Origin of the sequence: Rugamonas rivuli (assembly GCF_009380165.1) — a bacterium.
Taxonomy (GTDB): domain Bacteria; phylum Pseudomonadota; class Gammaproteobacteria; order Burkholderiales; family Burkholderiaceae_D; genus Rugamonas; species Rugamonas rivuli.
Genome location: NZ_WHUF01000013.1, coordinates 98463 through 120516, shown reverse-complemented (window position 1 = coordinate 120516; position 22054 = coordinate 98463). Strand labels below are relative to the sequence as shown.

Below are 22054 nucleotides of genomic sequence, written 5' to 3'. Positions count from 1 at the left end.
TCAATGCCTGATGACCATAGCAAGTTGGTCCCACCCCTTCCCATCCCGAACAGGACCGTGAAACAACTCTGCGCCGATGATAGTGCTGCAACCAGTGTGAAAGTAGGTTATCGTCAGGCTAGTTATACTAAAAAGCCCCTTCCAATGATCTGGTCGGGGCTTTTTTTCGTCTATTGATTCATGCGCTGTGTGTGCGTCCACTGATGATCCGAAGCCGAAACCGCTGAAGCATAGGTGCGGTAAGTCTGGCCTTCGCCTGGCCACGGATTCATGATGTAGACGTAATTCACACCATTTGCCGTCTCATAGCCGCGCCCGACCATGATGTGGCCGCCGCCGCTGCTCCAACCGTAGCGGATCACGAATGGCCGGTTCGCATTGATGTCCGACACTACGCTGTTCCATGATGACGCTGAGTTGTAGGCTGTGTTGGTTACGCCCCAGGCCTTGAGAATGTTTTGCACGCTGCCATTGCTGCCATACATGCTGTTCGGCTGGTTGGCGTTGCTGTTCCAGTTGAAGTTAGAGTTGCCACAAGCGTAGTTCAGGCCAAAGGCCCAATTGACGATCTGGCACTGGCTAGGCGTTTGGCCGTAGAAGTTCAACACCGCCTTGCTGGAGCCGGCCCAGCACCACTGGCTGTGCTCCTGCGTCACCAGCGGCACGTTCAGGGTTTTCCACTGTGCGAAGGCAGACGGCAGCGTCGCCAGCAAAGCCGCGCTTAATATCAGGCTGTTCAATTTTTTCATGAGAGTCTCCTAGTTGCGAGCCGCTTAGCGCGCGCTCTCCAGATTCTTTTTGACCGCCGCACGCAGCGGCTCCAGCAACTCGCTCGCATCGAGCAGGCCGTCGCCGGCGGCTTTGCGCTGTAGCAGCAGCGACTGCCGTGCCGAATGCAGCGGTGCGAAGCGGGCCGCGCCATTCTGGGCCGAGCTCACTTCCAGGAAGTCGGACTGTGCCTGGTAGATGCGCAGCACGCGCACGTTCGAACGGTCGGCATTGCCATAGGCGGTCATCGCCGCATCCAGATCCTTGGCCAGCACGGTCGCGCCATAAGCCACCGTTTCCCATTTGCCGTTGACCTGTTCCACCGTGGCCAGGCCGATCGGCTGTTCGTTGAGGGTGACGACGAAGCGCCAGATGCCGGTGGGCTTGGCCATGGCCTTTAGTTCGCGGCGGCCGGCCAGCAGGTCGGTGGGGTCGACGGTGTAGACCGGGAAGCCATAGGCGATGCGGGCGTCCTTCAAGTCCTGCACGTCGGCCACGTCCAGCGGGAAGCCTTGCGGCGCGCTGCCCGCATGGTTTTGCACTTGGAACTGGACGAATTGAGAAAAGTCCCGTCGGGCGGCGCTGCTGGCGCCGTCGAGTTGCGAGGTTTGAGCAAATAGCGTCGGACTGGATAGGCTCAGGCAGCCTGAAATGGCCAACCCGAGCAGAGTGGAAATACGCGGCATGGTTTCTGTCTCCTCTTGCGGATGGGGTAGGGGCTGCCGGTCGAGAAGGGCAGCGCGGCCATTCTAGGTAATCCAACATGCAAGTTTGTGGTTTTTCCATATTTGAGACAGAGGCCACACGGATTTTTGATTTCTTAACAATCGAAAGGTGGTCGCCCCCGATGTGACGTATTGCAACGTGTCATGACAATTGCTGTCCACGTGCAGATTTGGGTTGTATTATTAGCCCATCGTCGTGTTCAATCCACTAGAGGTGCATTCATGTCAGAAGCAAAAAAATTTCGTCTGGTAACGCGCAGCGACTTCGACGGTTTGGTGTGCGCAGTCCTGTTGAAGCATCTGGATATGATCGATGAGATCCTGTTCGTCCACCCGAAGGATATGCAGGACGGTAAGATCGCCATCAGCGACAATGACATCACCACCAATCTGCCTTTCGTCCCTGGCGTGCACATCGCCTTCGACCACCATTTGTCGGAAACCATCCGCAACACCGGCGAACGCAAGAACCATGTGATCCATCCGGAGGCGCCCTCGGCCGCGCGCGTGGTCTACGATTACTACGGCGCCGAGAAGGCTTTCCCCGCCTCATGGCACGACATGATGGTGGCTGTGGACAAGGGCGACGCCGCGCGCTTCAACGAGCAGGAAGTGTTGAATCCGGAAGGCTGGGATTTACTGAACTTCCTGATGGATGCGCGTACCGGCTTGGGCCGCTTCCGCGAGTTCCGCATCTCGAACTACAACCTGATGATGGACTTGATCGACTACTGCAAAAACCATACGATCGCCGAGATCATGGCCTTGCCGGACGTGAAGGAACGCAAGGAGCTGTACTTTGAGCATGCGGAGAAGTGCAAGGAGCAAATCCGCCGCTGCGCCACCGTGCACAAGAACCTGGTGGTGCTGGATCTGCGCGACGAAGAGATCATCTACGCCGGCAACCGCTTCATCATCTATGCGATGTATCCGCAGACGAATATCTCGATCCACGTGCTGTGGGGACTGAAGAACCAGAACACGGTGTTCGCCACCGGCAAGTCGATTTTGAACCGTACGTCGAAGACCAATATCGGTGCGCTGATGCTGGAGTACGGTGGCGGTGGGCACGAGAACGCCGGCACCTGCCAGGTCGACAATGAGCGTGCGGAAGAAGTGCTTGGCGCCTTGATCGCCCGAATAAACTCGGAAGGCTAAAAAAAAACGGCGCTCAATGAGCGCCGTTCTTCATTCAGACCTCTTCTTTTTCAGGAAGGGCGATCTGGTTGTCCACGCTGAACTGATAGTCCTTGAACACGTGCTCGGCGGTCAGCAGCTGATACTCGCCGTTGGCCTTCACGTGCGTGGTGTCCTTCAGGCGGTAGGTGTAGTGGCCGCAGGTCCAGCAGTTGAAGTTGCGCATGTGGGTGCACAGGCAAGTCTTGTCCATGACCACGATGTTCTTCTCGGTCGGGTGCGCCGCCACTTCGCGGTTGTACGAATTGATGTAGGCGCAGTTGCCGGTCGCGTCCAGCAGGTAGCCGTAGGATTCGCAGCCCGGACGGATGCCCGCGCCGATGGCCGGCGTGTTCTTCAGCATGCGCATCGGATAGCCGGTCGGCGAGACGCCGTTGACGATGATGTCTTCTTCCGACGCCTTGAAATACTCCTGCTTGACCTTGGCCGGCAAACCGCATTCATTGGTGACGGTGAAGCGGGTCGCCACCTGCACGCCAGCCGCGCCCGCTTCCAGGAAGCGCACTGCGTCGCTGCCGGTGAAGATGCCGCCGGCGGCGATCAACGGGATGTCCAGGTTTTCCGCCTTCAGGTATTCCAGCAGTTCCTGCGTGATGGTCATCAGGTCGTACTCGGCCCAGTCCATGCCGAAGCCCAGGTGGCCGCCGGCCAGCGGGCCTTCGACGATGATGTAGTCCGGCAGACGGTCCAGCTTGGCGTTCTTGCGAAGGAAGATCTGCAGCGCGCGCACCGACGACACGATGATGCCCAGCTTGGCTTCGCGGAAGCGCGGGTGGTCGGCCATCAGCGCGAACGAGCCGAAGTGCAAACCGGCCGACAGCGTGATGCCGTCGATGCCGGCGTCCAGCGCCGCGTTCAGGCGGGTGCGCAGGGTTTCGCGCGGGCCGTTCATGGTCAGCTTTTCCATGCAGTTGACGAAGATCAGGCCAGGGCCTTGCTTCGCCGCCATGGTGGCGCCGATGTGGCGGCGCTGCGCGTCGGCCAGGCGTTCCAGGTCGAACTGCACCACGGACTTGTCCATGTTGTTGATGTTGAACTTGTAGAGCTTGGTCTTGTCCTTGACGAAGCTGGTGTCGAACTTGCGATCGGACACGTCTTCCACCATCGCATCGGAGATGTGGCCGATGCCGCCCAGGCGGGCTGCTTCCAGCGCCAGTTCGGACGTCGAAATATCCACGCCCATTCCGCCAACCATGATGGGCACGTACTCGTTTTTGCCAAATCGCAGGCGGAAATCATCAACACGTTTCATTGCTATCCTTAGACTACCGAAGTTGGTTGCCGGGCGTAAAGCCCGGCGCTATGCGTGAAATGCGGTCGCGCGTGAGTACACCTGCATGGAGCCCGCTTTGATTCTACTCCATGTGTACTACAGCATTGTGACGCCGCGCCGGGCGTCGCGCGCAGGGATCAGTCGCGGAAGTTGTTGAATTCCAGCGGCATTTCGGGCACGTCCTTGCGCAGCATGGCCATGGCCGCCTGCAGGTCGTCGCGCTTGGCGCCGGTGACGCGCACGGCGTCACCCTGGATGCTCGCCTGGACTTTCATCTTGCTGTCCTTGATGACGCGCACGATTTTCTTGGCATCGTCGGATTCGATGCCATTCTTGATCTTGATCACTTGCTTGACCTTGTCGCCGCCGATTTTCTTGATGTCGCCGTCTTCCAGGAAGCGGACATCGACTTTGCGTTTGGACAGCTTGTTGGTCAGCACGTCGCGGACCTGTTGCAACTGGAATTCGGAGTCGGCGACGACGGTCAGTTCGTTTTCCTTGTGCTCGACAGAGGCGCCCGTACCCTTGAAGTCGAAACGGGTGGCGATTTCTTTTTGAGATTGCTCAACGGCATTCTTCACTTCGATCATATCGGCTTCGGAGACTACATCAAACGACGGCATAACTATTTCCTTTTCGTGTGGCATGCAGCATGAATCAAACTCACTGCATCAAAGACTGACATTTTAACGGACAACCGGGCCATCGCCGCCATATCGACGCTGGTTTTTTACTTGTTTCGCTCTATAATCGATCAAATTTCCCAGGTTTTTCCTCCATGCATCCACAGTTCCCCATCCAATACCAGTTCCCATTGCAGTCCCTCAACACCTTCGGCATCGCGGCGAGCGCGCACGCGTATTTGCGCGTGACAAAAACAGAGCAACTGCTCGGCGTTTTTGCTGATGCCGCCTGGGTTTCTTTGCCGAAGCTGGTGCTCGGCGGCGGCAGCAATTTGCTGCTGACGAAGGACTTCCCCGGACTGGTTTTGCACATCGCGCTGCAAGGCCGCGAGGTGCTGGCCAGCGACGAACATCATCACTACGTGCGCGCGGCGGCCGGCGAAAACTGGCACGAGTTCGTGCAGTGGACGCTGGCGCAGGGACTGGGCGGATTGGAAAACCTGTCGCTGATACCGGGCACGGTGGGCGCGGTGCCGATCCAGAACATCGGCGCCTACGGCCTCGAGACCAAGGACGTGTTCCACAGCGTGACGGTGTTCGATCCGGCCACCTCAAGCACGCGCACGATGGATGCCGCGGCCTGCCGCTTCGGCTATCGCGACAGCATCTTCAAGCAGGACGATGGCCGCCACCTGATCATCGTCGACGTCTGCTTCGCGCTGCCGAAGCAGTGGCAGCCCAATCTGCGTTATGCGGAACTGGCGCAGGCGCTGGCGGAGCAGGGCATCGCCACGCCGAGCGCACAGCAGGTGGCCGACACGGTGATCGCGATCCGCCGCCGCAAGCTGCCCGATCCTGCGGTGATCGGCAACGCCGGCAGCTTCTTCAAGAACCCTGTAGTGACGGGCGCGCAATGCGCGGCGTTGCTGGAGCGCTTCCCGACGCTGGTGCATCACGCGCAGCCGGACGGCAGCGAAAAGCTGGCGGCGGGGTGGCTGATCGATCAGTGCGGATGGAAGGGACGCACGATGGGCGCGGCGGGCGTGTACCCGAAACAGGCGCTGGTGCTGGTGAATAACGGCGGCGCGCAAGGCGCCGATGTGGTAGCGCTGGCGCGCGCGATCCAGGCCGATGTGCAGGCGCGCTATGGCGTGCTGCTGGAACCGGAGCCGGTCTTCATTTGAAAAAGGCGGGCCAGGCCCGCCTTGTACCGCGTTAGCCGAAGTGGCAAACGTAATCGACCGTCTCGACGGTCTCGATATCGAAACTCGAATTGGCGGCCACGTTGAACTGCTGGCCCGCCGCGTAGGTCTGCCATTCGCTGGCGCCGGCCAGGCGCACCTTGCACACGCCGCCGATGATCTCCATCGTCTCCGGCGCACCGGTGTTGAAGGTCAGGCTGGAAGGGAAGATCACGCCGACGCTTTTCTTGCTGCCGTCGGCGAAAATCACATTGTGCGAAACGCATTTGCCGTCGAAGTAGATGTTCGATTTCTTGACGACGCTGACTTGATCAAATTGAGCACTCATGCTGCAGTTTTTCCTTGGTTCGATTCAGGTTGGGAGACCAGGCAGGTCTTCCGCGTTCACCACGCGGTTGCGGCCGCCGCGCTTGGCGGCGTACAGCGCCTGGTCGGCTAGCTGGATCAACTGGTCGACGCTGGACGATGCCGACGGCACCACGCTGGCCACGCCTATCGACATGGTCACGGTGGAGAACTCGGTATCGGCCTGCGGATTTTCGATGGCCAGCTGTTCCAGGTGACGGCGGCACGACTCGGCCACGATCAGTGCCCCAGTCAGTGGTGTCTCCGGCAGGATAATCGCGAATTCCTCGCCGCCGTAGCGCGCGGCCAGGTCGGCCGGTCGCTTTAAATGTTCGGTCAATACAGCGGCCACTTTTTTCAGGCACAAATCGCCCGCCAGGTGGCCGAAGCTGTCGTTATACAGTTTGAAGAAGTCCACGTCGCACAGCAGCAGCGTCAATGGCTTCCTGTCGCGCTGGCCGCGCTGCCATTCGAGGCGCATGGTGTCGTCGAAGCGGCGGCGGTTGGCGATGCCGGTCAGGCCGTCGAGCGCGGCCAGCTTTTGCAGTTCGATGTTGGCGTCGGCCAGCTGCTTCTGGCTCGCGCGCAGGAAGCGGAACGCCTGGTCGCGCTGCAGGCGGCTGATGTGGGCGCCCGAGTGATAGCGGATGCGCGCCAGCAGTTCCAGCTTGTCCGGCAGCTTGACCATGTAGTCGTTGGCGCCGGTGGCGAAGCTGTGCGCCTTGAGCTTGGGGTCTTCCTTGGCCGACAGCACGATCACCGGCACGTTGCGCAGCTCTTCCTGCTCGCGGTACAGCTGGATCAGGCCGAAGCCGTCGATGGTCGGCATCACCAGGTCCTGCAGGATGACGGTGGGTTGCAGCTGCTGCGCCGACTGCACCGCCAGCGTGGCGTCGGTCACGTAGTGGAATTCGATATCGGTCTGGTCGCTCAGCATGCGGCGCACGGCTTCGACGATGATCAGCTGGTCGTCCACCAGCAGTACCCTGACCTTGAAGCTGGCCAGCGATTGTTCCGGATCGGTTGGGACTACAAGTGCTTCTGACATCAGTATTCTCTTTCAGTGATACCCGGGCATGTCTGGCGCAGGGAAGTGCCGATAGGGCGGCCGTTCGGGGTTCAGGAACGGCCGCCCAGGGTGCTGCGCAAGACCGGACCGATCTTCGCCAGCGGTAAAATCATCTGTGCCGCGTCCAGCTCCGCGGCGGCGCGCGGCATGCCGTAGACCGCGCTGCTGCCCTGGTCCTGGGCGATGGTGGCCTGGCCGGCGCGGCGCATGGCCAGCAGGCCTTCGGCGCCGTCGCGGCCCATGCCGGTCAACAGCACGCCCACTGCTTCGCCTTTCCAGTGCTGCGCCACGCAGTGGAAAAACACGTCGACCGACGGACGGTAGGCATAGTCCTTGGGCTCTGCATCGTAACGCAGGCGATAGTTTTGATCCAGCGTTAAGTGGTCGTTGCTCTTTGCGATCAGGACGGTGCCCGCCACCAGCTCGTCGCCTTCCTCGGCGGCGCGCACGGGCATTTCCAGCTGTTCGCCCAGCCAGCGGGCGAAATTATCGGCGAAGTGCTGGTCGATGTGCTGCACCACCACCACCGCGCAGCCGCGCGGCGGCTTCCACCCCGCCAGCATCTTGGAGACCGCCATCGGGCCGCCGGTGGAGGCGCCGATCGCCAGCAGCGAGGTGACGCGCTCCGCCGCTTCCGCACCGTCGGCGCCGTGGCCGTTGCCATTGGCCGCTGTTCTCGGCATCATCGCCTGGCTGCCGCCGCTGTGGCGTATCAGCTTGTCCATGGTGCGGATCTTGGCCAGCAGCTCGGTGTCGCCGCCCGGCTTGCCCTGCAGGACCGGGGTCGCCGTCACGTCCAGCGCACCGGCGCCCAGCGCGCGGAATACCTGGTTGACGTTGTCCTGCGGCCGGCCGGTGACGACCAGGATGGCGCACGGGCTTTGTTCCATGATCTGGCGCGTCGCCTCGACGCCGTCCAGCTCCGGCATGTTCAAGTCCATCAGGACCAGGTCGGGCCGGTTTTCCGCGCACATGCGCACCGCCTCCGCGCCGGTGCGCGCTATCCACAGCACCTGGTGCTCCGCCGTGCTGGCGACCACGCGCCGCAGCGCTTCGGCTGCCATGGCGACATCGTTGGCGATGGCGATCTTCATCTGCGGGCGTCTCCAATCAAATCGCTGACGGCGTCCAGCAGCGTCTCGTCGTGGAAGCTGCCCTTGGTCAGGTAGTAGTCGGCACCGGCCGACAGGCCGCGCGCGCGGTCCTCGGGACGGTCTTTGTAAGAGACTATCATGACTGGCAGCTTATGCAGGTGTATGTCTTTTTTAATCAGCGTCACCAGCTCGATGCCGTCCATGCGCGGCATGTCGACGTCGGTGATCACCAGGTCGTAGTCGCCGCTGCGCACGACGTTCCAGCCGTCGATGCCGTCGATGGCGATATCGACCAGGAAGCCGCGGCTGAGCAGCAGCTTGCGCTCCATCTCGCGCACGGTGAGCGAATCGTCGACCACCAGGATGCGCTTGGTCTTGCGGCGCTCGGCCTGGTCGGACTTGGTCAGCTGATGCAGGCCGCCTTCGTGCAGCAGCTTGTCGATGGAGATCAGCAGGTCGGGCACGTCGAGGATCAGCACCGGCTCGCCGTCGTCGAGCAGGGCGGCGGAGGAGATGTCGCGCATCTTGCCGAAGATCGGGTCGAGCGCCTGCACCGCCAGGCTTTGTTCGCCGCGTATGGACTCCACCACCAGCGCGTAGCGGCGCGCGCCGCTGCCGATGACGACCACCGCCAGCTCTTCGCTGCTGGAGTCGGTGTCGCCCAGTTCCAGCACCTGCGCGGCGGAGACCAGGCCCAGATGCTCGCCGCCGAGATCGAAGAACTGCTTGCTCTCCAGCGTGTGGATGGCGGCCTGCGGCACCTTGACCACGCGCTCCACCTGCACGATGGGCACGGCGTAGGCCTCGCCCTTGACGTCCACCACCAGCGCGCGCACGATCGACTGCGTCAGCGGCAGGGTGATGTAGGTGCGGAAGCCGACGCCCAGTTCGGACTCGATGCGCACGGTGCCGTTTTGCGAACGGATGGTCTCGTGCACGATGTCCAGGCCGACGCCGCGCCCGGAAATCTCGGTGGTGCTTTCCTTCAGGCTGAAGGCGGGCAGGAACAGGAACTCCATCAGCTCGGCGGGCGACAGCGAGGCCGCCATTTGCGGGCTGGCCATCTTGCGGTCGATGACGCGGGCGCGGATTTTTTCCAGGTCCACGCCCTTGCCATCGTCGCTGATCTCGATGCTCAGCATGCCGGCGCGGTGCTTGGCCTCCAGCACGATGGTGCCTGCGCCGGGCTTGCCCGCGGCGATGCGTAGCTCCGGAGCGTCCATGCCGTGGTCGACGGCGTTGCGCAGCATGTGGTTAAGCGGGCTTTCGATCCGCGCCAGGATGTCGCGGTCGACCAGCGTGTCCTCGCCGATGATCTCCAGCCGCACGTCCTTGCCCATGCCGCGCGCGAGGTCGCGCACCATGCGCGGGAAGGCTTGCACGCCGTCGCGGAAGGGACGCATGCGCAGCGTCAGCACTTCGTCCACCATGCCTTGCGATACGGCCAGCAGGCGGCGTTCGTAGGCTTCGATGTCGGCGATGTGCTCCAGCACGAACTGCTTGAGCGGATGGGTCTTTTGCAGCGCCAGCAGGGATTTCTCTTTCAGGCCGGCGTCGCTGCTGTTGGAGATCGCCTCGTGCAGCTGCTCGATCAGCGCGAACAGGCTGCTCTGGTTGCGTTTGAAGCGCTGCATGTCCTGGATGAAGGGATGCATCTGGTGCGCATTGATGCGCGACTCGCTGGCCAGCGACAGCAGGCGATCGAAGTTCTGCGCCGTCTTCAGTGCGGCCGGCGTGCGCGCGGCGATGGCCGGCGCGTCTTCGGACGCGGGCGCGGTCGCCGCTGAGGCGATCGGCAGCTCGCCGGGCGGGAAGGCGATGGGCGCGGCCGGTGCAGGCGCTGGCGGCGCCAGGCCTGCTTCCACCTGCAGGTTGACCGGCTCGGGCAGGAAGGCGATGCTGGCGATGGAGTCCAGGGTTTTCCTGATCAGCGCGGAGTTGGCGGCCAGCCAGGCGTCGACGCCGCTGTCCTGCAGCCGCGATAGCTGAAGGATCAAGTCGACCCCGGCCAGCAGCACGTCGACCCGGTTGGGCGTCAGAGCCAGCTTGCCGTGTTGGGCGGCGATGAAGGCGTCTTCCATGCCGTGCGCCAGCTGCACCACCACCTCCAGGCCGACGATGGCGGCCGCGCCCTTGATCGAGTGCGCCGCGCGCATCATCGATTCGACGGCGCTGGCGTCATCCTTCAGGCGCTCCATGGCCAGCAGGCCGTCGGTGAGGATCTGGGTCTGGCTGTCCGCCTCCATGCGGAACAGGTCCAGCATGGAGAACTGGCTGAGGTCTCCGTTGTTGTCCTGGCTCATCGCAGTGTCCTCGCAAGTTGGTAGCCGATCAGCGCCGAGTCGAGCACGCCGATGTGCATGTCTTCATGCGCTATCACGCCGGACAGGAAGCGCGACAGCCCTTTGTTGATGGTGGCGGCCGGCGCCTGCACCGAGGCGGTGGCGTAGCGCAGGATGCCGTGCAGGTCGGCCACCGGCAGCGCGTAGGCCTGGTCTTCCCATTGCGTCAGCAGCAGGCGCGCGAAGGTGTGGCGGTTGGTGGCGGCTTCGCCTTCGTTTTCGTCGATGCCCAGCAGCGCCGCCAGCGACATGCAGGGATACAGCGTGCCGCCGACGTTGACGATGCCGCTCAAGCCGCGCTCCGCGCGGTGCGGCAGGCGGTGCGGCTTGGCCTGCGGCGCCACCGAGACGAACATTTTGGTCGGCAGCGACAGCCATTCGCGGCCGATGCGGAACACCAGGCAGGAGGCGTCGAGCTGCTGCGCGTCGGTGGCGGCCTGGCGGAAGTGGGCGGCCCAGTCTTTCTTGTAGTCGTCGCCGACGGCGCGCTGAAGGTTGCGCTGGGCGGCGCCCGCATACACTTCGCAATTGCGGCAGTGGACAGCCTGTTCCAGCTTTTCGCAGCTTTGGTCGCCGACGACGCCGATGCGGTTCCAGCAGTCGTCGATGCTGACGATGGCGATGGGGGAGGTGGTGGTAGTCATGGTCGGGCGCCCTTATGATTCCTGCTGGCGTTTGTAGATGCGCGCGGCGCGGGCCTTGAGCGCGCGGGCGCCGGCCGGGTCGTTGTTGGTCTCGGCCAGCAGGGCCAGGTGGCACAAGGCTTCGTAGTGGTCCGGCTGCAGGTAGATGCAGCGCTTCCAGTAGTCTTCGGCGAGCTTGTGCTTGTTCGTCAGTTCGTTGACCAGGCCGAGGATGAAATAGGCTTCGGCCGAATCGGGCGACTGCGCCAGATGGTCGCGGCTTTTGTTTTCGGCTTCCTTCAGCTGACCCAGGTCGGCCAGGCGGCGCGCGTCGGCCAGCAGATCGGCGGCGGTCAGGGGGGCGTGCGGCGCCGGCACAGGCGTCGGCGCTCCGGCGCGCACCCGCGCCGGAGCAGGCGCCGGAGCAGGCGCCGGCGCAGCAGCGGAAGCGGGAGCCGCAGCCGGAGCAGGGCGGGCCGGGCGCGGCGCCGTCTTGGCGGCGGGTTTTGCGGCCCGCTTGGCGGCCGGCGCGCTTTCCTTCCTCAGACCGAAAGCTTGCGGATACTGGAGCGGCATAAATCCATACTGGCAGAACGACGGCACTTCCGCATAGCCGGCGAAGAGCAGGCCGTCCTCGGACAGCAAGGCGTTCAGCCGGGCGATGGCGGCCTTGGTGGTCGGCTTGTCGAAGTAGATCAGCAGATTGCGGCAGAAGATCACGTCGTAGTAGCCCGTCCGCGCGCCCAGGTCCAGCTCCAGCAGATTGCCCTGCTTGAAGCGCACCTGCTTGCGCAGCGCGTCGCCGATGCTGTAGTCGTCGCTGCTGCCGTCGCCGCTGAAGTGGCGGTCGCGGAAGCCCAGGTCCTGGCTGCGGAAGGCGTTGCGGCCGTAGACGCCGCTCTTGGCGCGGGCGATGCAGCCGGCGCTGATGTCGTAGGCGTCGATGATGAAGCTGTCCACCGGCACGCCGGCGTCGGCCAGCACCATCGCCATGGTGTACGGCTCCTCGCCGCCCGCGCAGGGGATGGACAGGATGCGCACCATGCGGCCGGCGTCGGCGGCCAGCCGCGCGCGGACAAATTCGCTGGCGGCCTGGAAGGCTTGCGGGTCGCGGTAGAACCACGATTCCGGCACCACCACCAGTTCCACCAGCGCCGTCAGCTCTTCCGCCGTCATGCGCTCCAGGTAGAGATCCTGGTTGGCGGCGGCGGTCTGCTCCATGCGGTGCCTGATCGCGCGCTCGACCGAGGACTTGGACAGCGTCAAGCCGGTGGCCTCGTGCAGCATGGCTTGGACGGGAGTCATGTCTGGAACAGCGTCGCGCGCAGCGACGCCGGCAGCAGTTGTTCAAGTTCGACCAGTTGCAGCATGCCGCCCGCGTCGCTGGCCACCTGGCCGAGGAAGGGCGCGGCCGTGACGCCGCTGTCGGCCAGCTGCGCCTCCGCTACCTCCTGCACGCCCAGCACGCGCTCCGCGCGCAGGCCTAGCAGGTGGGCCGTGCCTTCGGGCGAGTGATAGTCCACGACGATGATGCGGGTGTCGAAATGATCGGCGCCGCTGGGCAGGCCGCTGGCGCGGCACAAATCTATCACCGGCACCGACTGGCCGTGGAAGTCCATCAGGCCGGCCACGGCGTCCGGCGCCAGCGGCAGGTGCTTCAGTTCCAGCAGCGGCAGCACGCGCACCACGTCGCGCAGGCGCAAGCCGTAGCGGTCGGCGCCGATGTGGAAGATCAGCAGCTTCATCGCGCGCTCCCGTCAGGCCGCAACGGCAAAGTTGGCGACGCTCGATTGCAGGTCGCCCGCCGCGTACTGCAGCTGGTGCACCGCTTCGCTGGTGGCCTTGAGCGATTCCACGGTCTGCTGGGTGGCGTCGTTCAGCTGCATCATGGTCTCCGAAATCTGCTGCGCGCCCACGGCCTGCGACTGCATGCCCTGCAAGACGGCGTCGAACTGCGGCGCCAGTTTCTGCACCTGGTCCATCACGCCGGACAGCTGGTCCGTCACCTGGCGCACCTCGCCGACGCTGCGGCGTATCTCTTCGGAGAATTTGTCCATGCCCATCACGCTGGCCGACACCGCCGACTGCATCTCCTTGAGCATCTGCTCGATGTCCCAGGTGGAGACCGAGGTCTGGTCGGCCAGGCGGCGGATTTCGGTGGCGACCACCGAGAAGCCGCGTCCCGCCTCGCCGGCCTTCTCGGCTTCAATGGCGGCGTTGAGCGAGAGGATGTTGGTCTGGTCGGCCACCTTGGTGATGGTGATCAAAACGCTGTTGATATTGGAAGCCTTCTCCGACAGCGCCGCCAGCTTGGCGTTGATCGAATCGGTGGCCGAGACCATGTGCTGCATGGTGCTGTCCATGCGGCGCAGGTTGTTCTGGGCGTCGGCGGTGGCGCTGGTGGTGTAGTCGGCCACCGCAGTCGCGTCTTCCATCGTCTTGAGCAGCTGCGAGGTGTTGGCGGAGATTTCCTTGGTGGTGCTGAGGATCTCGACGCTGGTCTGCGCCTGTTCGATGCCGGTGGCCTCCTGCTGCTTGGCCGAGGCGGCGATCTCGGTGGCCGATGTCGTGACCTGGATGCCGGCCTTCTGCACGTTGTTGAGCAGGGCGCGCAGGTTTTCGAACATGCGGTCCAGACCATGCGCCAGCTGGCCGATGGCGTCGCTGCCGGCCACTTCGATCTTGCCGGTCAGGTCGCCGGCGGCGGCCTTGGAGACCACGCCCAGCAAGGAATCGACCTTGGACTTAAGCAGGTTGGTGGCGGCCTGCTCGTTGGCCTGGCTATCCTGGATCGATTGCGCCATGCGGTTGAATTCCGTCGTCACCTGGCCCAGTTCATCGGCCGACAGCACCGTCGCCCGCGCCGACTGTTCGCCGGCGGCGATGCGGCCCACCGCGTGCGTCAGGTTGTTCAGGGGCTCCGCCAGCGCGCGCACCAGCAGCCAGGCGATCACCGCCGACAGCACCACGCAAGCCAGGCCGCCGCCGGCCAGCACCAGGCGCATCGTCTCCTGCAGATTGTTGGAGGTTGTTGAGCGTTCGGCCAGCAGCTTCTGCTCTTCTGCGGTGGCATCGTCCATGAATTTGTAGATCTGGCCGATCAGCGAATTGGTGTTGGTCAGCGGTGCGGTGCGGCCCATTGCATCGGCGGATCCCGGCTTGTCGCCCAGTTCCTGGCGCATGGTCAGTTGCGACGCGATGACTTCCTTGGCCCAGATGTCGATCATTTCCTCCAGCTTCTTGAAGCGCGCAACCTGACCGGGATTATCGCTGGTCAGTTTTTGCAGCCGTTGCGTGGAGCCCGGCAGATCGGTCATTTCCTTGCGGGTGCGTTCAAGACGGACCGCGGCGCCGGTCAGGTAATAGCCGCGCGCTTCAACCTGCACTTGCAGCAGGTCGTTGCGCAGGCCGTCGATGGCCTGGAGTACTTCCATCGTATGCCGGTCCCACCCGTTGGCATCGGAGAGGCTGTTGAATTTGTTGTAGGCGATCGACAGCAGCAACAGGATGATGGCCAGGATGGCGCCAAAACTCATGTACAGCTTCTTCTTGATGCTCAAGTCTTTAAACATTCTTTCTCCAGGTACCGCAATAGATGCGGCATTGTCCCATGCTCAAGCCGTGACGGCAAAGTTGGCGACGCTCGATTGCAGGTCGCCCGCCGCGTACTGCAGCTGGTGCACCGCTTCGCTGGTGGCCTTGAGCGATTCCACGGTCTGCTGGGTGGCGTCGTTCAGCTGCATCATGGTTTCCGAAATCTGCTGCGCGCCCACCGCCTGCGACTGCATGCCCTGCAAGACGGCGTCGAACTGCGGCGCCAGTTTCTGCACCTGGTCCATCACGCCGGACAGCTGGTCCGTCACCTGGCGCACCTCGCCGACGCTGCGGCGTATCTCTTCGGAGAATTTGTCCATGCCCATCACGCTGGCCGACACCGCCGACTGCATCTCCTTGAGCATCTGCTCGATGTCCCAGGTGGAGACGGAAGTCTGGTCGGCCAGGCGGCGGATTTCGGTGGCGACCACCGAGAAGCCGCGTCCCGCCTCGCCGGCCTTTTCGGCCTCAATGGCGGCGTTGAGCGAGAGGATGTTGGTCTGGTCGGCCACCTTGGTGATGGTGATCAAAACGCTGTTGATGTTGGAAGCCTTCTCCGACAACGCCGCCAGCTTGGCGTTGATCGAATCGGTGGCCGAGACCATGTGCTGCATGGTGCTGTCCATACGGCGCAGGTTGTTCTGGGCGTCGGCGGTGGCGTTGGTGGTGTAGTCGGCGACGGCGGTGGCGTCCTCCATCGTCTTGAGCAGCTGCGAGGTGTTGGCGGAGATTTCCTTGGTGGTGCTGAGGATCTCGACGCTGGTCTGCGCCTGCTCGATGCCGGTGGCCTCCTGCTGCTTGGCCGAGGCGGCGATCTCGGTGGCCGATGTCGTGACCTGGATGCCGGCCTTCTGCACGTTGTTGAGCAGGGCGCGCAGGTTTTCGAACATGCGGTCCAGGCCATGCGCCAGCTGGCCGATGGCGTCGCTGCCGGCGACCTCGATCTTGCCGGTCAGGTCGCCGGCGGCGGCCTTGGAGACCACGCCCAGCAAGGAATCGACCTTGGACTTGAGCAGGTTGGTGGCGGCCTGCTCGTTGGCCTGGCTGTCCTGGATCGATTGCGCCATGCGGTTGAATTCCGTCGTCACCTGGCCCAGTTCATCGCCCGACAGCACCGCCGCCCGCGCCGACTGTTCGCCGGCGGCGATGCGGCCCACCGCGTGCGTCAGGTTGTTGAGTGGAGCCAGCAGCGCCTTGATCAGCAGGTAGCCGATGACGATGGCCAGCACCACGCACAGGCTGCCGCCGAGGATCAGTATCAGCGACATGTTCTGCTGCAGATCGCCGGCCAGCTTGGAGCGCAGCGCCAGCAGGCGGCTTTCCTCGTCGCTGATCTCCCGTATCAGCGCGCGTACTTCCGAGATGGTCTTGGCGCCGTTGAGTACATCGGCCGCTGTCGCTACCTGCTGCGTCACGCCGACATGCTTGTTCAGTTCCCGGCGCTTGTCCAGCAGCGGGTGGATCACATCGTTGATCCAGCTATCCATCATCGGTCCCAGGCGCGTGAGGCGCTCCTGCTGCGCGGGATTGTCTACGGTCAGCGTCTTGATGGCGGCCAGGTGGCGGTGCACCGATTCCTCTTCGGCGGGAATCTGTTTGGTGGTGCTTTCCTCGCCGGTCAGCATGAAGCCACGGGTCGAGGTCTGGATCTGCAGCAGGGCGGTTTCGATCTTGTTCGCCTCCAGCAGTACTTCCAGCGTGTGCCGATCCCACCCGCTGGCGGCCGACAGCTGGCTGAAATTATTGTACGACATGGTGAGCAGCACCAGAATGATGGCGATGATGGCGCCAAATCCGAACGTGAGTTTTTTCTTGATACTCAGATTATTCAACATGATTCACCTATGGGGCGCTGGTCGTGAGAGCAATGTATCACCTTGCCGCGTTTTATGGAGGACAAAAAAAAGGGCCGCTCATCGAGCGGCCCCTGTCACGGCGTGTGTGTGGCTTATTGGCCGCGCTTCAGGCGTGCGTTGGCGGCGATGCGCATGCGCAGCGCGTTCAGTTTGATGAAGCCGCCGGCGTCGGCCTGGTTGTAGGCGCCGCCGTCTTCGTCGAAGGTGGCGATGTTCATATCAAACAGGGAGTCGGTCTTCGAATCGCGCGACACCACGATCACATTGCCCTTGTAAAGCTTGACGCGCACCCAGCCGTTCACGGTGGCCTGGGTGTGGTCGATCAGGGTTTGCAGCGCGACGCGCTCCGGCGCCCACCAGTAGCCGTTGTAGATCATCGATGCGTAGCGCGGCATCAGGTCATCCTTCAGGTGGGCCACTTCGCGGTCCAGCGTGATCGATTCGATGGCGCGGTGGGCCTTGAGCATGATGGCGCCGCCAGGGGTTTCGTAGCAGCCGCGCGACTTCATGCCGACGTAGCGGTTTTCCACCAGGTCCAGGCGGCCGATGCCATGCTTGCCGCCCAGGCGATTCAGCTCGGTCAGCACGGTGGCCGGCGACATGCGCACGCCGTTCAGGGCGACGATGTCGCCTTTTTCGTATTCGATGTCCAGGTACTCGGCCTGGTCCGGCGCCGCCTCAGGGCTGACGCTCCAGCGCCACATCGATTCCTCGGCTTCGGCGCTCGGGTTTTCCAGGTGGCGGCCTTCGAAGGAGATGTGCAGCAGGTTGGCGTCCATCGAGTACGGTGCGCCGCCGTTCTTGTGCTTCATGTCGATTTCGATGCCCGCGTCTTCCGCGTACTTCAGCAGTTTTTCGCGCGACAGCAGATCCCATTCGCGCCATGGAGCGATGATCTTCACGCCTGGCTTCAGCGCGTAGGCGCCCAGTTCGAAGCGCACCTGGTCGTTGCCCTTGCCGGTGGCGCCGTGCGAGATGGCGTCGGCGCCGGTCTCGTTGGCGATCTCGATCAGGCGCTTGGCGATCAGCGGACGGGCGATCGAAGTACCCAGCAGGTATTCGCCTTCGTACACGGTGTTGGCGCGGAACATAGGGAAGACGAAGTCGCGCACGAATTCTTCGCGCACGTCGTCGATGTAGATGTTCTCAGGCTTGATGCCGAACTTGATCGCCTTGGCGCGTGCCGGTTCCAGCTCTTCGCCCTGACCCAGGTCGGCGGTGAAGGTGACGATTTCGCACTGGTAGTTATCTTGCAGCCACTTGAGGATGACGGAGGTATCGAGGCCGCCCGAGTAGGCGAGGACTACTTTTTTAATATCGCTCATGCTAGTTCCAATTGGTGTGAAGTGTTAGGTGTTGGCTGCTTGGGTGTCCACGCGGCCGATCAGCAGGTACTCGATCAGCGCCTTCTGGATGTGCAGGCGGTTTTCCGCCTCGTCCCAGACCACCGACTGCGGGCCGTCGATGACTTCCGCCGAGACTTCCTCGCCACGGTGGGCGGGCAGGCAGTGCATGAACAGCGCGTCCGGCGCGGCGCGCGACATCTTGGCGCTGTCGACGATCCAGCCGTCGAAGGCTTTCAGGCGGGCGGCGTTTTCTTCTTCGTAGCCCATGCTGGTCCAGACGTCGGTGTTGACCAGGTGCGCGCCCTGGCAGGCGTCGGACGGGTTCTCGAAGAAGGTGTAGCGGTCGGTCGAGACCAGCGACATGTCCATGTCGTAGCCCTTCGGCGTCGACACGTTGACGTGGAAACCGAATACCTCGGCCGCCTGCAGCCAGGAGTACAGCATGTTGTTGGCGTCGCCCACCCAGGCCACGGTCTTGCCGGTGATCGGGCCGCGGTGCTCGTAGTAGGTGAAGATGTCGGCGAACACCTGGCACGGATGGTGTTCGTTGGTCAGGCCATTAATCACCGGCACGCGCGAGTTGGCGGCGAAACGCTCGATGATGTCCTGGCCGAAGGTACGGACCATGATGATGTCGCACATGCGGCTCATGACCTGGCCGGCGTCTTCCACCGGTTCGCCGCGGCCCAGTTGCGAGTCGCGCGTGTTCAGGTAGATCGCCGCGCCGCCCAGCTGGTGCATGCCGGCTTCGAACGACAGGCGGGTACGGGTCGAGTTCTTCTCGAACACCATGACCAGCGTGCGGTCGATCAGCGGGTGGTAGATCTCGTAGTTCTTGAATTTCCGTTTGATCAGGTGCGCGCGTTCGATGACGTATTCGTATTCGTCTAACGTAAAGTCGGAAAACTGCAGGTAGTGCTTGATCGGTTTTTGGATAGACATATTAACAACTGACAGGAGAGCGGGGCGTGGGGCGAGGTGCCTGGCCGGCTTAGCCGAACAATTATAAAGGCAATTCGGCCAATGTGTCGGATTGCCGCAGAATCTCCTGTCTATACAGGTAATGCGACGCGGCGATAGCTAAGTGTAGATTTGCGTGGTCGCTGCGGTCTGGTGCTGCGGCGCCGTCAGAGGGAGATCGAGGGTGAACGTGGTGCCGTCGCGCGTGCTCTGGACGCTGATCTGGCCACCCAGTAGTGAAGTGACAATGTTGTAGCTGATCGACAGTCCCAGCCCGCTGCCGCCCTGACCGAGCTTGGTGGTGAAGAAGGGATCGAAGATGCGCGACATGTGCTCGGGCGCGATGCCGCCGCCGTTGTCGCGGAAGCTGACCAGCACCCGGCCCTCGGCCGGCGTGGACGCGTGCAGCCACATGCTGCCGCTGCGGTCGCGCGCGAAGGCGTGCAGCAGGGCGTTGTTGATGAAGTTGGCGATCACCTGGCCGAAGGGGCCGGGGTAGCTGTCCATCGAGATCAGTTCCGGCACGTCGATTTCGATGCGGTGGCTGGCGGCGCGGATGCGGTTCATCATGGTCGCGATCACCTCGTGCGACACCTGCTGCAGATTGAATTCGCGGCGCTGCTCGGTGGTGCGGTCGACCGCCACCTGCTTGAAGCTGTTCACCAGGTCGGCGGCGCTGGTCAGGCCGCGCATCACCAGTTCGTGCGCCTTGCGGGCGTCGGCCATGTAGTTCGCCAGTTCGGAGCGGCGCAGGCCGGGACCGTTGATCTGCGTTTCCAGCTCCTCGGTCTTTTGCATCAGCGTGCTGGCGATCAGCAGGCTGTTGCCGATCGGCGTATTCAGTTCGTGCGCCACGCCGGCCATCAGCGAGCCCAATGCCGCCAGCTTTTCCTGCGACACCAGCTGGGTTTGCGCATCCTTCAACTGGCGATAGGCTTCGGCGTTGTCCAGCGCGATGGCGCCGTACGCGCACAGCGTGCGGAAGATCAGCCGTTCGCGTTCGCCGTAGGCGCGCGCGTGCATGGCCTGCACCGTCATCACGCCCAGCGCGCGATCGCCCACGGCCAGCGGCACGTACAGCGCGCTGACCATCAGCTGCGTGCCGGGCGACAGGAAGATATCGTCCGGTCCCGCTTCTTCGACATAGATCTCGCGCCGCTCGCGCACGCAGCGCGCCGAGTTGGCGCGCGGGTTGTCGACGGCGATGGTGTTGGTCGGCAGCGCGTGGCCGTTCTCGATGCCGAAGGCGCGGCTGACCGTTTCGCCGCCCGGATCGCACAGGTAGATGGCGAAGGTGTTGGCCGGCAGCAGGCCCTGGACGTGGCGGTTCAGCACCTGGAACACGGCGGCCGCATCGAGGTGGGTGGTGATCTCCTGGCCGATGGCCGACAGGCGCTCCAGCGTGGCGCTGGTCTGCTGCAGCACTTCGGCGCGGCGCGCTTCGGAGGCCGCCAGCTCGCGGTGGTGGAAGCCTTCGGCGCGCGCGTGTTCGGTCTGGTGGTGCACCTGCATGGCGATGGCGCGGTTGGTGGCTTCCTGGCTGTGGGTCTTCTGGCGCGCGGCGGCGGCGGCTTGCGCCGATGCGTAGGCGCTGGCGTAGTCGCCCATGCGCGCATGCTCGCGGCCCAGCGCGTCGTGCAGGTCGCCGGGCAGGGTGTAGCCGTCGATGGCGGAGGCCACTTCCAGCGCCTGGTGCAGATAGTGCAGCGTGGCGTTTTGCTGTGTCATGCCGGGCGGCGGCGGCAGCGTGTGGCGTTCGTGGATCACCGCCAGCACGCGCAGCCCCGCCACGTGGTTGTAGCGGTTGGCCTGTTCGGCCGCCAGGTCGACCGCGCGCATGGCCATCTCCAGCGCTTCCTGCGGACGGTCGAGGAAGCACAGCGCGTGGGCCTGGCCGCGCCGCGCGATTGACTGGAAGTCGGACTGGCGCAGCGCGTCGGCGCGCACCTGCATGCGGTGGAAGGCGTTCAGCGCGCCGCTGTAGTCGGCCTGGTCGAGCGCCAGGTCGCCCAGGTAGGACAGGGCGTGCGCGTAGCTGCGCGCGCCCGGCAGCGGCGCCATGATCTGCAGCGCTTCATGCAGCAGCTCCTGGGTGGCGTCGAGGCGGCCCAGGCGGCGCATGGTCTCGGCGGTGTGCATCAGGCAGGCGCCGATGCTGCGCGGCCAGCCGGTGGGCCGCGCCAGATCGAGCGCGCTTTGCATCCACTCCAGCGCCGAGTGGTGGTCGTTGAGGATGGTGAAATTGAGGCCGATGTTGATGGCGGCGGTGACGGCCACGCGCACCTGGCCGGTCTCCAGCGCCGTTTCGTAGCAATGGATGTAGTGGCGCGCGGCGGTGCCGTGGTCGCTGTGCTGGCTGGCCGCCAGGCCGAAGAAGTCGTAGACCCACGCCGCCACGCCGGGATGCTGCGGTGCGTGGTCGGCGGCGAAGCGCTGGCCCCAGCGGCGTTCGGCGGTGGGCAGGTCTTGCAGCACGGCCCAGCGGGCGATGGCCGCTTCGGCGATGTCGGCGCGCTGCTCGTCGCCGGCGCGGCGGGCGGCGGCGGCCATCAGTTCGAGCTCGCTGTCACCGGTGGCGTGGTCGCCGCGGTCGATGGCGATCCAGGCGCGCAGCCAGTGGGCGTCGGCGCAGCCCTGGTGGTCGCCCAGTTGGCACAGTTGGTCGTAGGCTTGTTCGGCGAGGACGGCGGCGTCGTCGAGCTGGCCGGACAGCCAGGTGGATTCGGCCTGCACGAGGAGCAGGCGGGCGGACACCAGCCGCATGTCGTCCTGCGACAGCGCGGTGGCAGGCAGCAGCTGGCGGCCTTCGGTGGCGAGGGCGACGGCGCGCACGGTGTCGCGCTGGCGCAGGTGCCAGGCCAGCGGCACCAGCACCGGCAGGCGCGCAGGTCCGCGCAACGGCAGCAGGGCCGTTTCCCATTGCGCTACTTCGTCGTCGACCGCAAACATGTCCATCGGTGTCCCCGGGCCGCATAATTGCCTTGAGGAATTATAGTCCCCAAATGCACGTTGTGCGTGTGCTACAAGAATTGTTTTT

General features: G+C 63.8%; 18 protein-coding genes and 1 rRNA gene. 3 read left to right on the top strand and 16 right to left on the bottom strand.

Annotation, left to right across the window (positions count from 1 at the left end):
• Positions 1-6 precede the first annotated feature (6 nt).
• Positions 7-119 (top strand): 5S ribosomal RNA (gene rrf, locus GEV01_RS30275).
• A 51-nt stretch (positions 120-170) separates the two neighbouring features.
• On the opposite strand, the gene GEV01_RS30270 is transcribed toward rrf, so the two are convergent.
• Complete coding sequence (locus tag GEV01_RS30270; RefSeq protein ID WP_152810076.1) at positions 171-749, bottom strand: C39 family peptidase; 579 nt, start codon at positions 747-749, stop codon at positions 171-173.
• Between the two features lie 24 nt (positions 750-773).
• On the bottom strand, positions 774-1310 hold the full coding sequence (locus GEV01_RS30265) for a hypothetical protein (protein ID WP_328595668.1): 537 nt from the start codon (positions 1308-1310) through the stop codon (positions 774-776).
• Between the two features lie 405 nt (positions 1311-1715).
• On the opposite strand from GEV01_RS30265, the gene GEV01_RS30260 reads away from it, so the two are divergent.
• Positions 1716-2651: an exopolyphosphatase gene (locus GEV01_RS30260; protein ID WP_152810072.1), complete on the top strand. Its 936-nt coding sequence runs from the start codon at positions 1716-1718 to the stop codon at positions 2649-2651.
• A gap of 34 nt (positions 2652-2685) precedes the next feature.
• Here the strand turns inward: GEV01_RS30260 and GEV01_RS30255 are convergent, their stop codons facing one another.
• Together GEV01_RS30255 and GEV01_RS30250 are read right to left on the bottom strand one after the other, a co-directional pair.
• Positions 2686-3942 (bottom strand): nitronate monooxygenase, encoded by a 1257-nt coding sequence (locus tag GEV01_RS30255; protein ID WP_152810070.1) that lies wholly within the window; start codon positions 3940-3942, stop codon positions 2686-2688.
• Between the two features lie 158 nt (positions 3943-4100).
• Positions 4101-4586, bottom strand: a complete 486-nt coding sequence (locus GEV01_RS30250) for a YajQ family cyclic di-GMP-binding protein (protein ID WP_008446569.1) — start codon at positions 4584-4586, stop codon at positions 4101-4103.
• Positions 4587-4741: 155 nt separating this feature from the next.
• Between GEV01_RS30250 and murB the strand changes: the two genes are divergently transcribed.
• Positions 4742-5770 carry a UDP-N-acetylmuramate dehydrogenase gene (gene murB / locus GEV01_RS30245; RefSeq protein ID WP_152810068.1) on the top strand — a complete coding sequence of 343 codons (1029 nt, stop codon included), beginning with the start codon at positions 4742-4744 and terminating at the stop codon, positions 5768-5770.
• Positions 5771-5801: 31 nt separating this feature from the next.
• Here murB and ppnP read toward each other — a convergent pair whose 3' ends face one another.
• The 12 genes from ppnP to GEV01_RS30185 form a co-directional block, all read right to left on the bottom strand.
• Complete coding sequence (gene ppnP, locus GEV01_RS30240; protein ID WP_152810066.1) at positions 5802-6116, bottom strand: pyrimidine/purine nucleoside phosphorylase; 315 nt, start codon at positions 6114-6116, stop codon at positions 5802-5804.
• A gap of 24 nt (positions 6117-6140) precedes the next feature.
• Positions 6141-7181, bottom strand: coding sequence for a diguanylate cyclase (locus tag GEV01_RS30235; protein ID WP_152810064.1), 1041 nt, complete (start codon positions 7179-7181; stop codon positions 6141-6143).
• A 71-nt stretch (positions 7182-7252) separates the two neighbouring features.
• A complete protein-coding gene (gene cheB, locus GEV01_RS30230; protein ID WP_152810062.1) occupies positions 7253-8296 on the bottom strand; it encodes a chemotaxis-specific protein-glutamate methyltransferase CheB in 1044 nt (347 codons plus the stop codon).
• The gene (locus GEV01_RS30225; protein ID WP_152810060.1) at positions 8293-10599 is read right to left on the bottom strand and encodes a hybrid sensor histidine kinase/response regulator; all 2307 of its coding nucleotides are present in this window, start codon (positions 10597-10599) and stop codon (positions 8293-8295) included. The genes cheB and GEV01_RS30225 overlap by 4 nt, the downstream gene beginning before the upstream one ends.
• Entirely contained in the window at positions 10596-11282 is a 687-nt protein-coding gene (locus GEV01_RS30220) for a chemotaxis protein CheW (protein WP_152810058.1), read from the bottom strand. The genes GEV01_RS30225 and GEV01_RS30220 overlap by 4 nt, the downstream gene beginning before the upstream one ends.
• 12 nt (positions 11283-11294) lie before the next feature.
• Positions 11295-12566 (bottom strand): CheR family methyltransferase, encoded by a 1272-nt coding sequence (locus GEV01_RS30215; RefSeq protein WP_152810056.1) that lies wholly within the window; start codon positions 12564-12566, stop codon positions 11295-11297.
• Positions 12563-13006 carry a chemotaxis protein CheW gene (locus GEV01_RS30210; protein ID WP_152810054.1) on the bottom strand — a complete coding sequence of 148 codons (444 nt, stop codon included), beginning with the start codon at positions 13004-13006 and terminating at the stop codon, positions 12563-12565. Before GEV01_RS30210 ends, GEV01_RS30215 begins: the two co-directional genes overlap by 4 nt.
• A 12-nt stretch (positions 13007-13018) precedes the next feature.
• Positions 13019-14833, bottom strand: a complete 1815-nt coding sequence (locus tag GEV01_RS30205; RefSeq protein ID WP_152810052.1) for a methyl-accepting chemotaxis protein — start codon at positions 14831-14833, stop codon at positions 13019-13021.
• A gap of 42 nt (positions 14834-14875) precedes the next feature.
• Positions 14876-16690: a methyl-accepting chemotaxis protein gene (locus GEV01_RS30200; RefSeq protein ID WP_152810050.1), complete on the bottom strand. Its 1815-nt coding sequence runs from the start codon at positions 16688-16690 to the stop codon at positions 14876-14878.
• A 113-nt stretch (positions 16691-16803) separates the two neighbouring features.
• Complete coding sequence (locus GEV01_RS30195) at positions 16804-18036, bottom strand: argininosuccinate synthase (protein WP_070360216.1); 1233 nt, start codon at positions 18034-18036, stop codon at positions 16804-16806.
• A gap of 24 nt (positions 18037-18060) precedes the next feature.
• Positions 18061-18999, bottom strand: coding sequence for an ornithine carbamoyltransferase (gene argF, locus GEV01_RS30190; RefSeq protein ID WP_152810048.1), 939 nt, complete (start codon positions 18997-18999; stop codon positions 18061-18063).
• Between the two features lie 138 nt (positions 19000-19137).
• A complete protein-coding gene (locus GEV01_RS30185) occupies positions 19138-21972 on the bottom strand; it encodes an ATP-binding protein (protein WP_152810046.1) in 2835 nt (944 codons plus the stop codon).
• Positions 21973-22054: the final 82 nt, after the last annotated feature.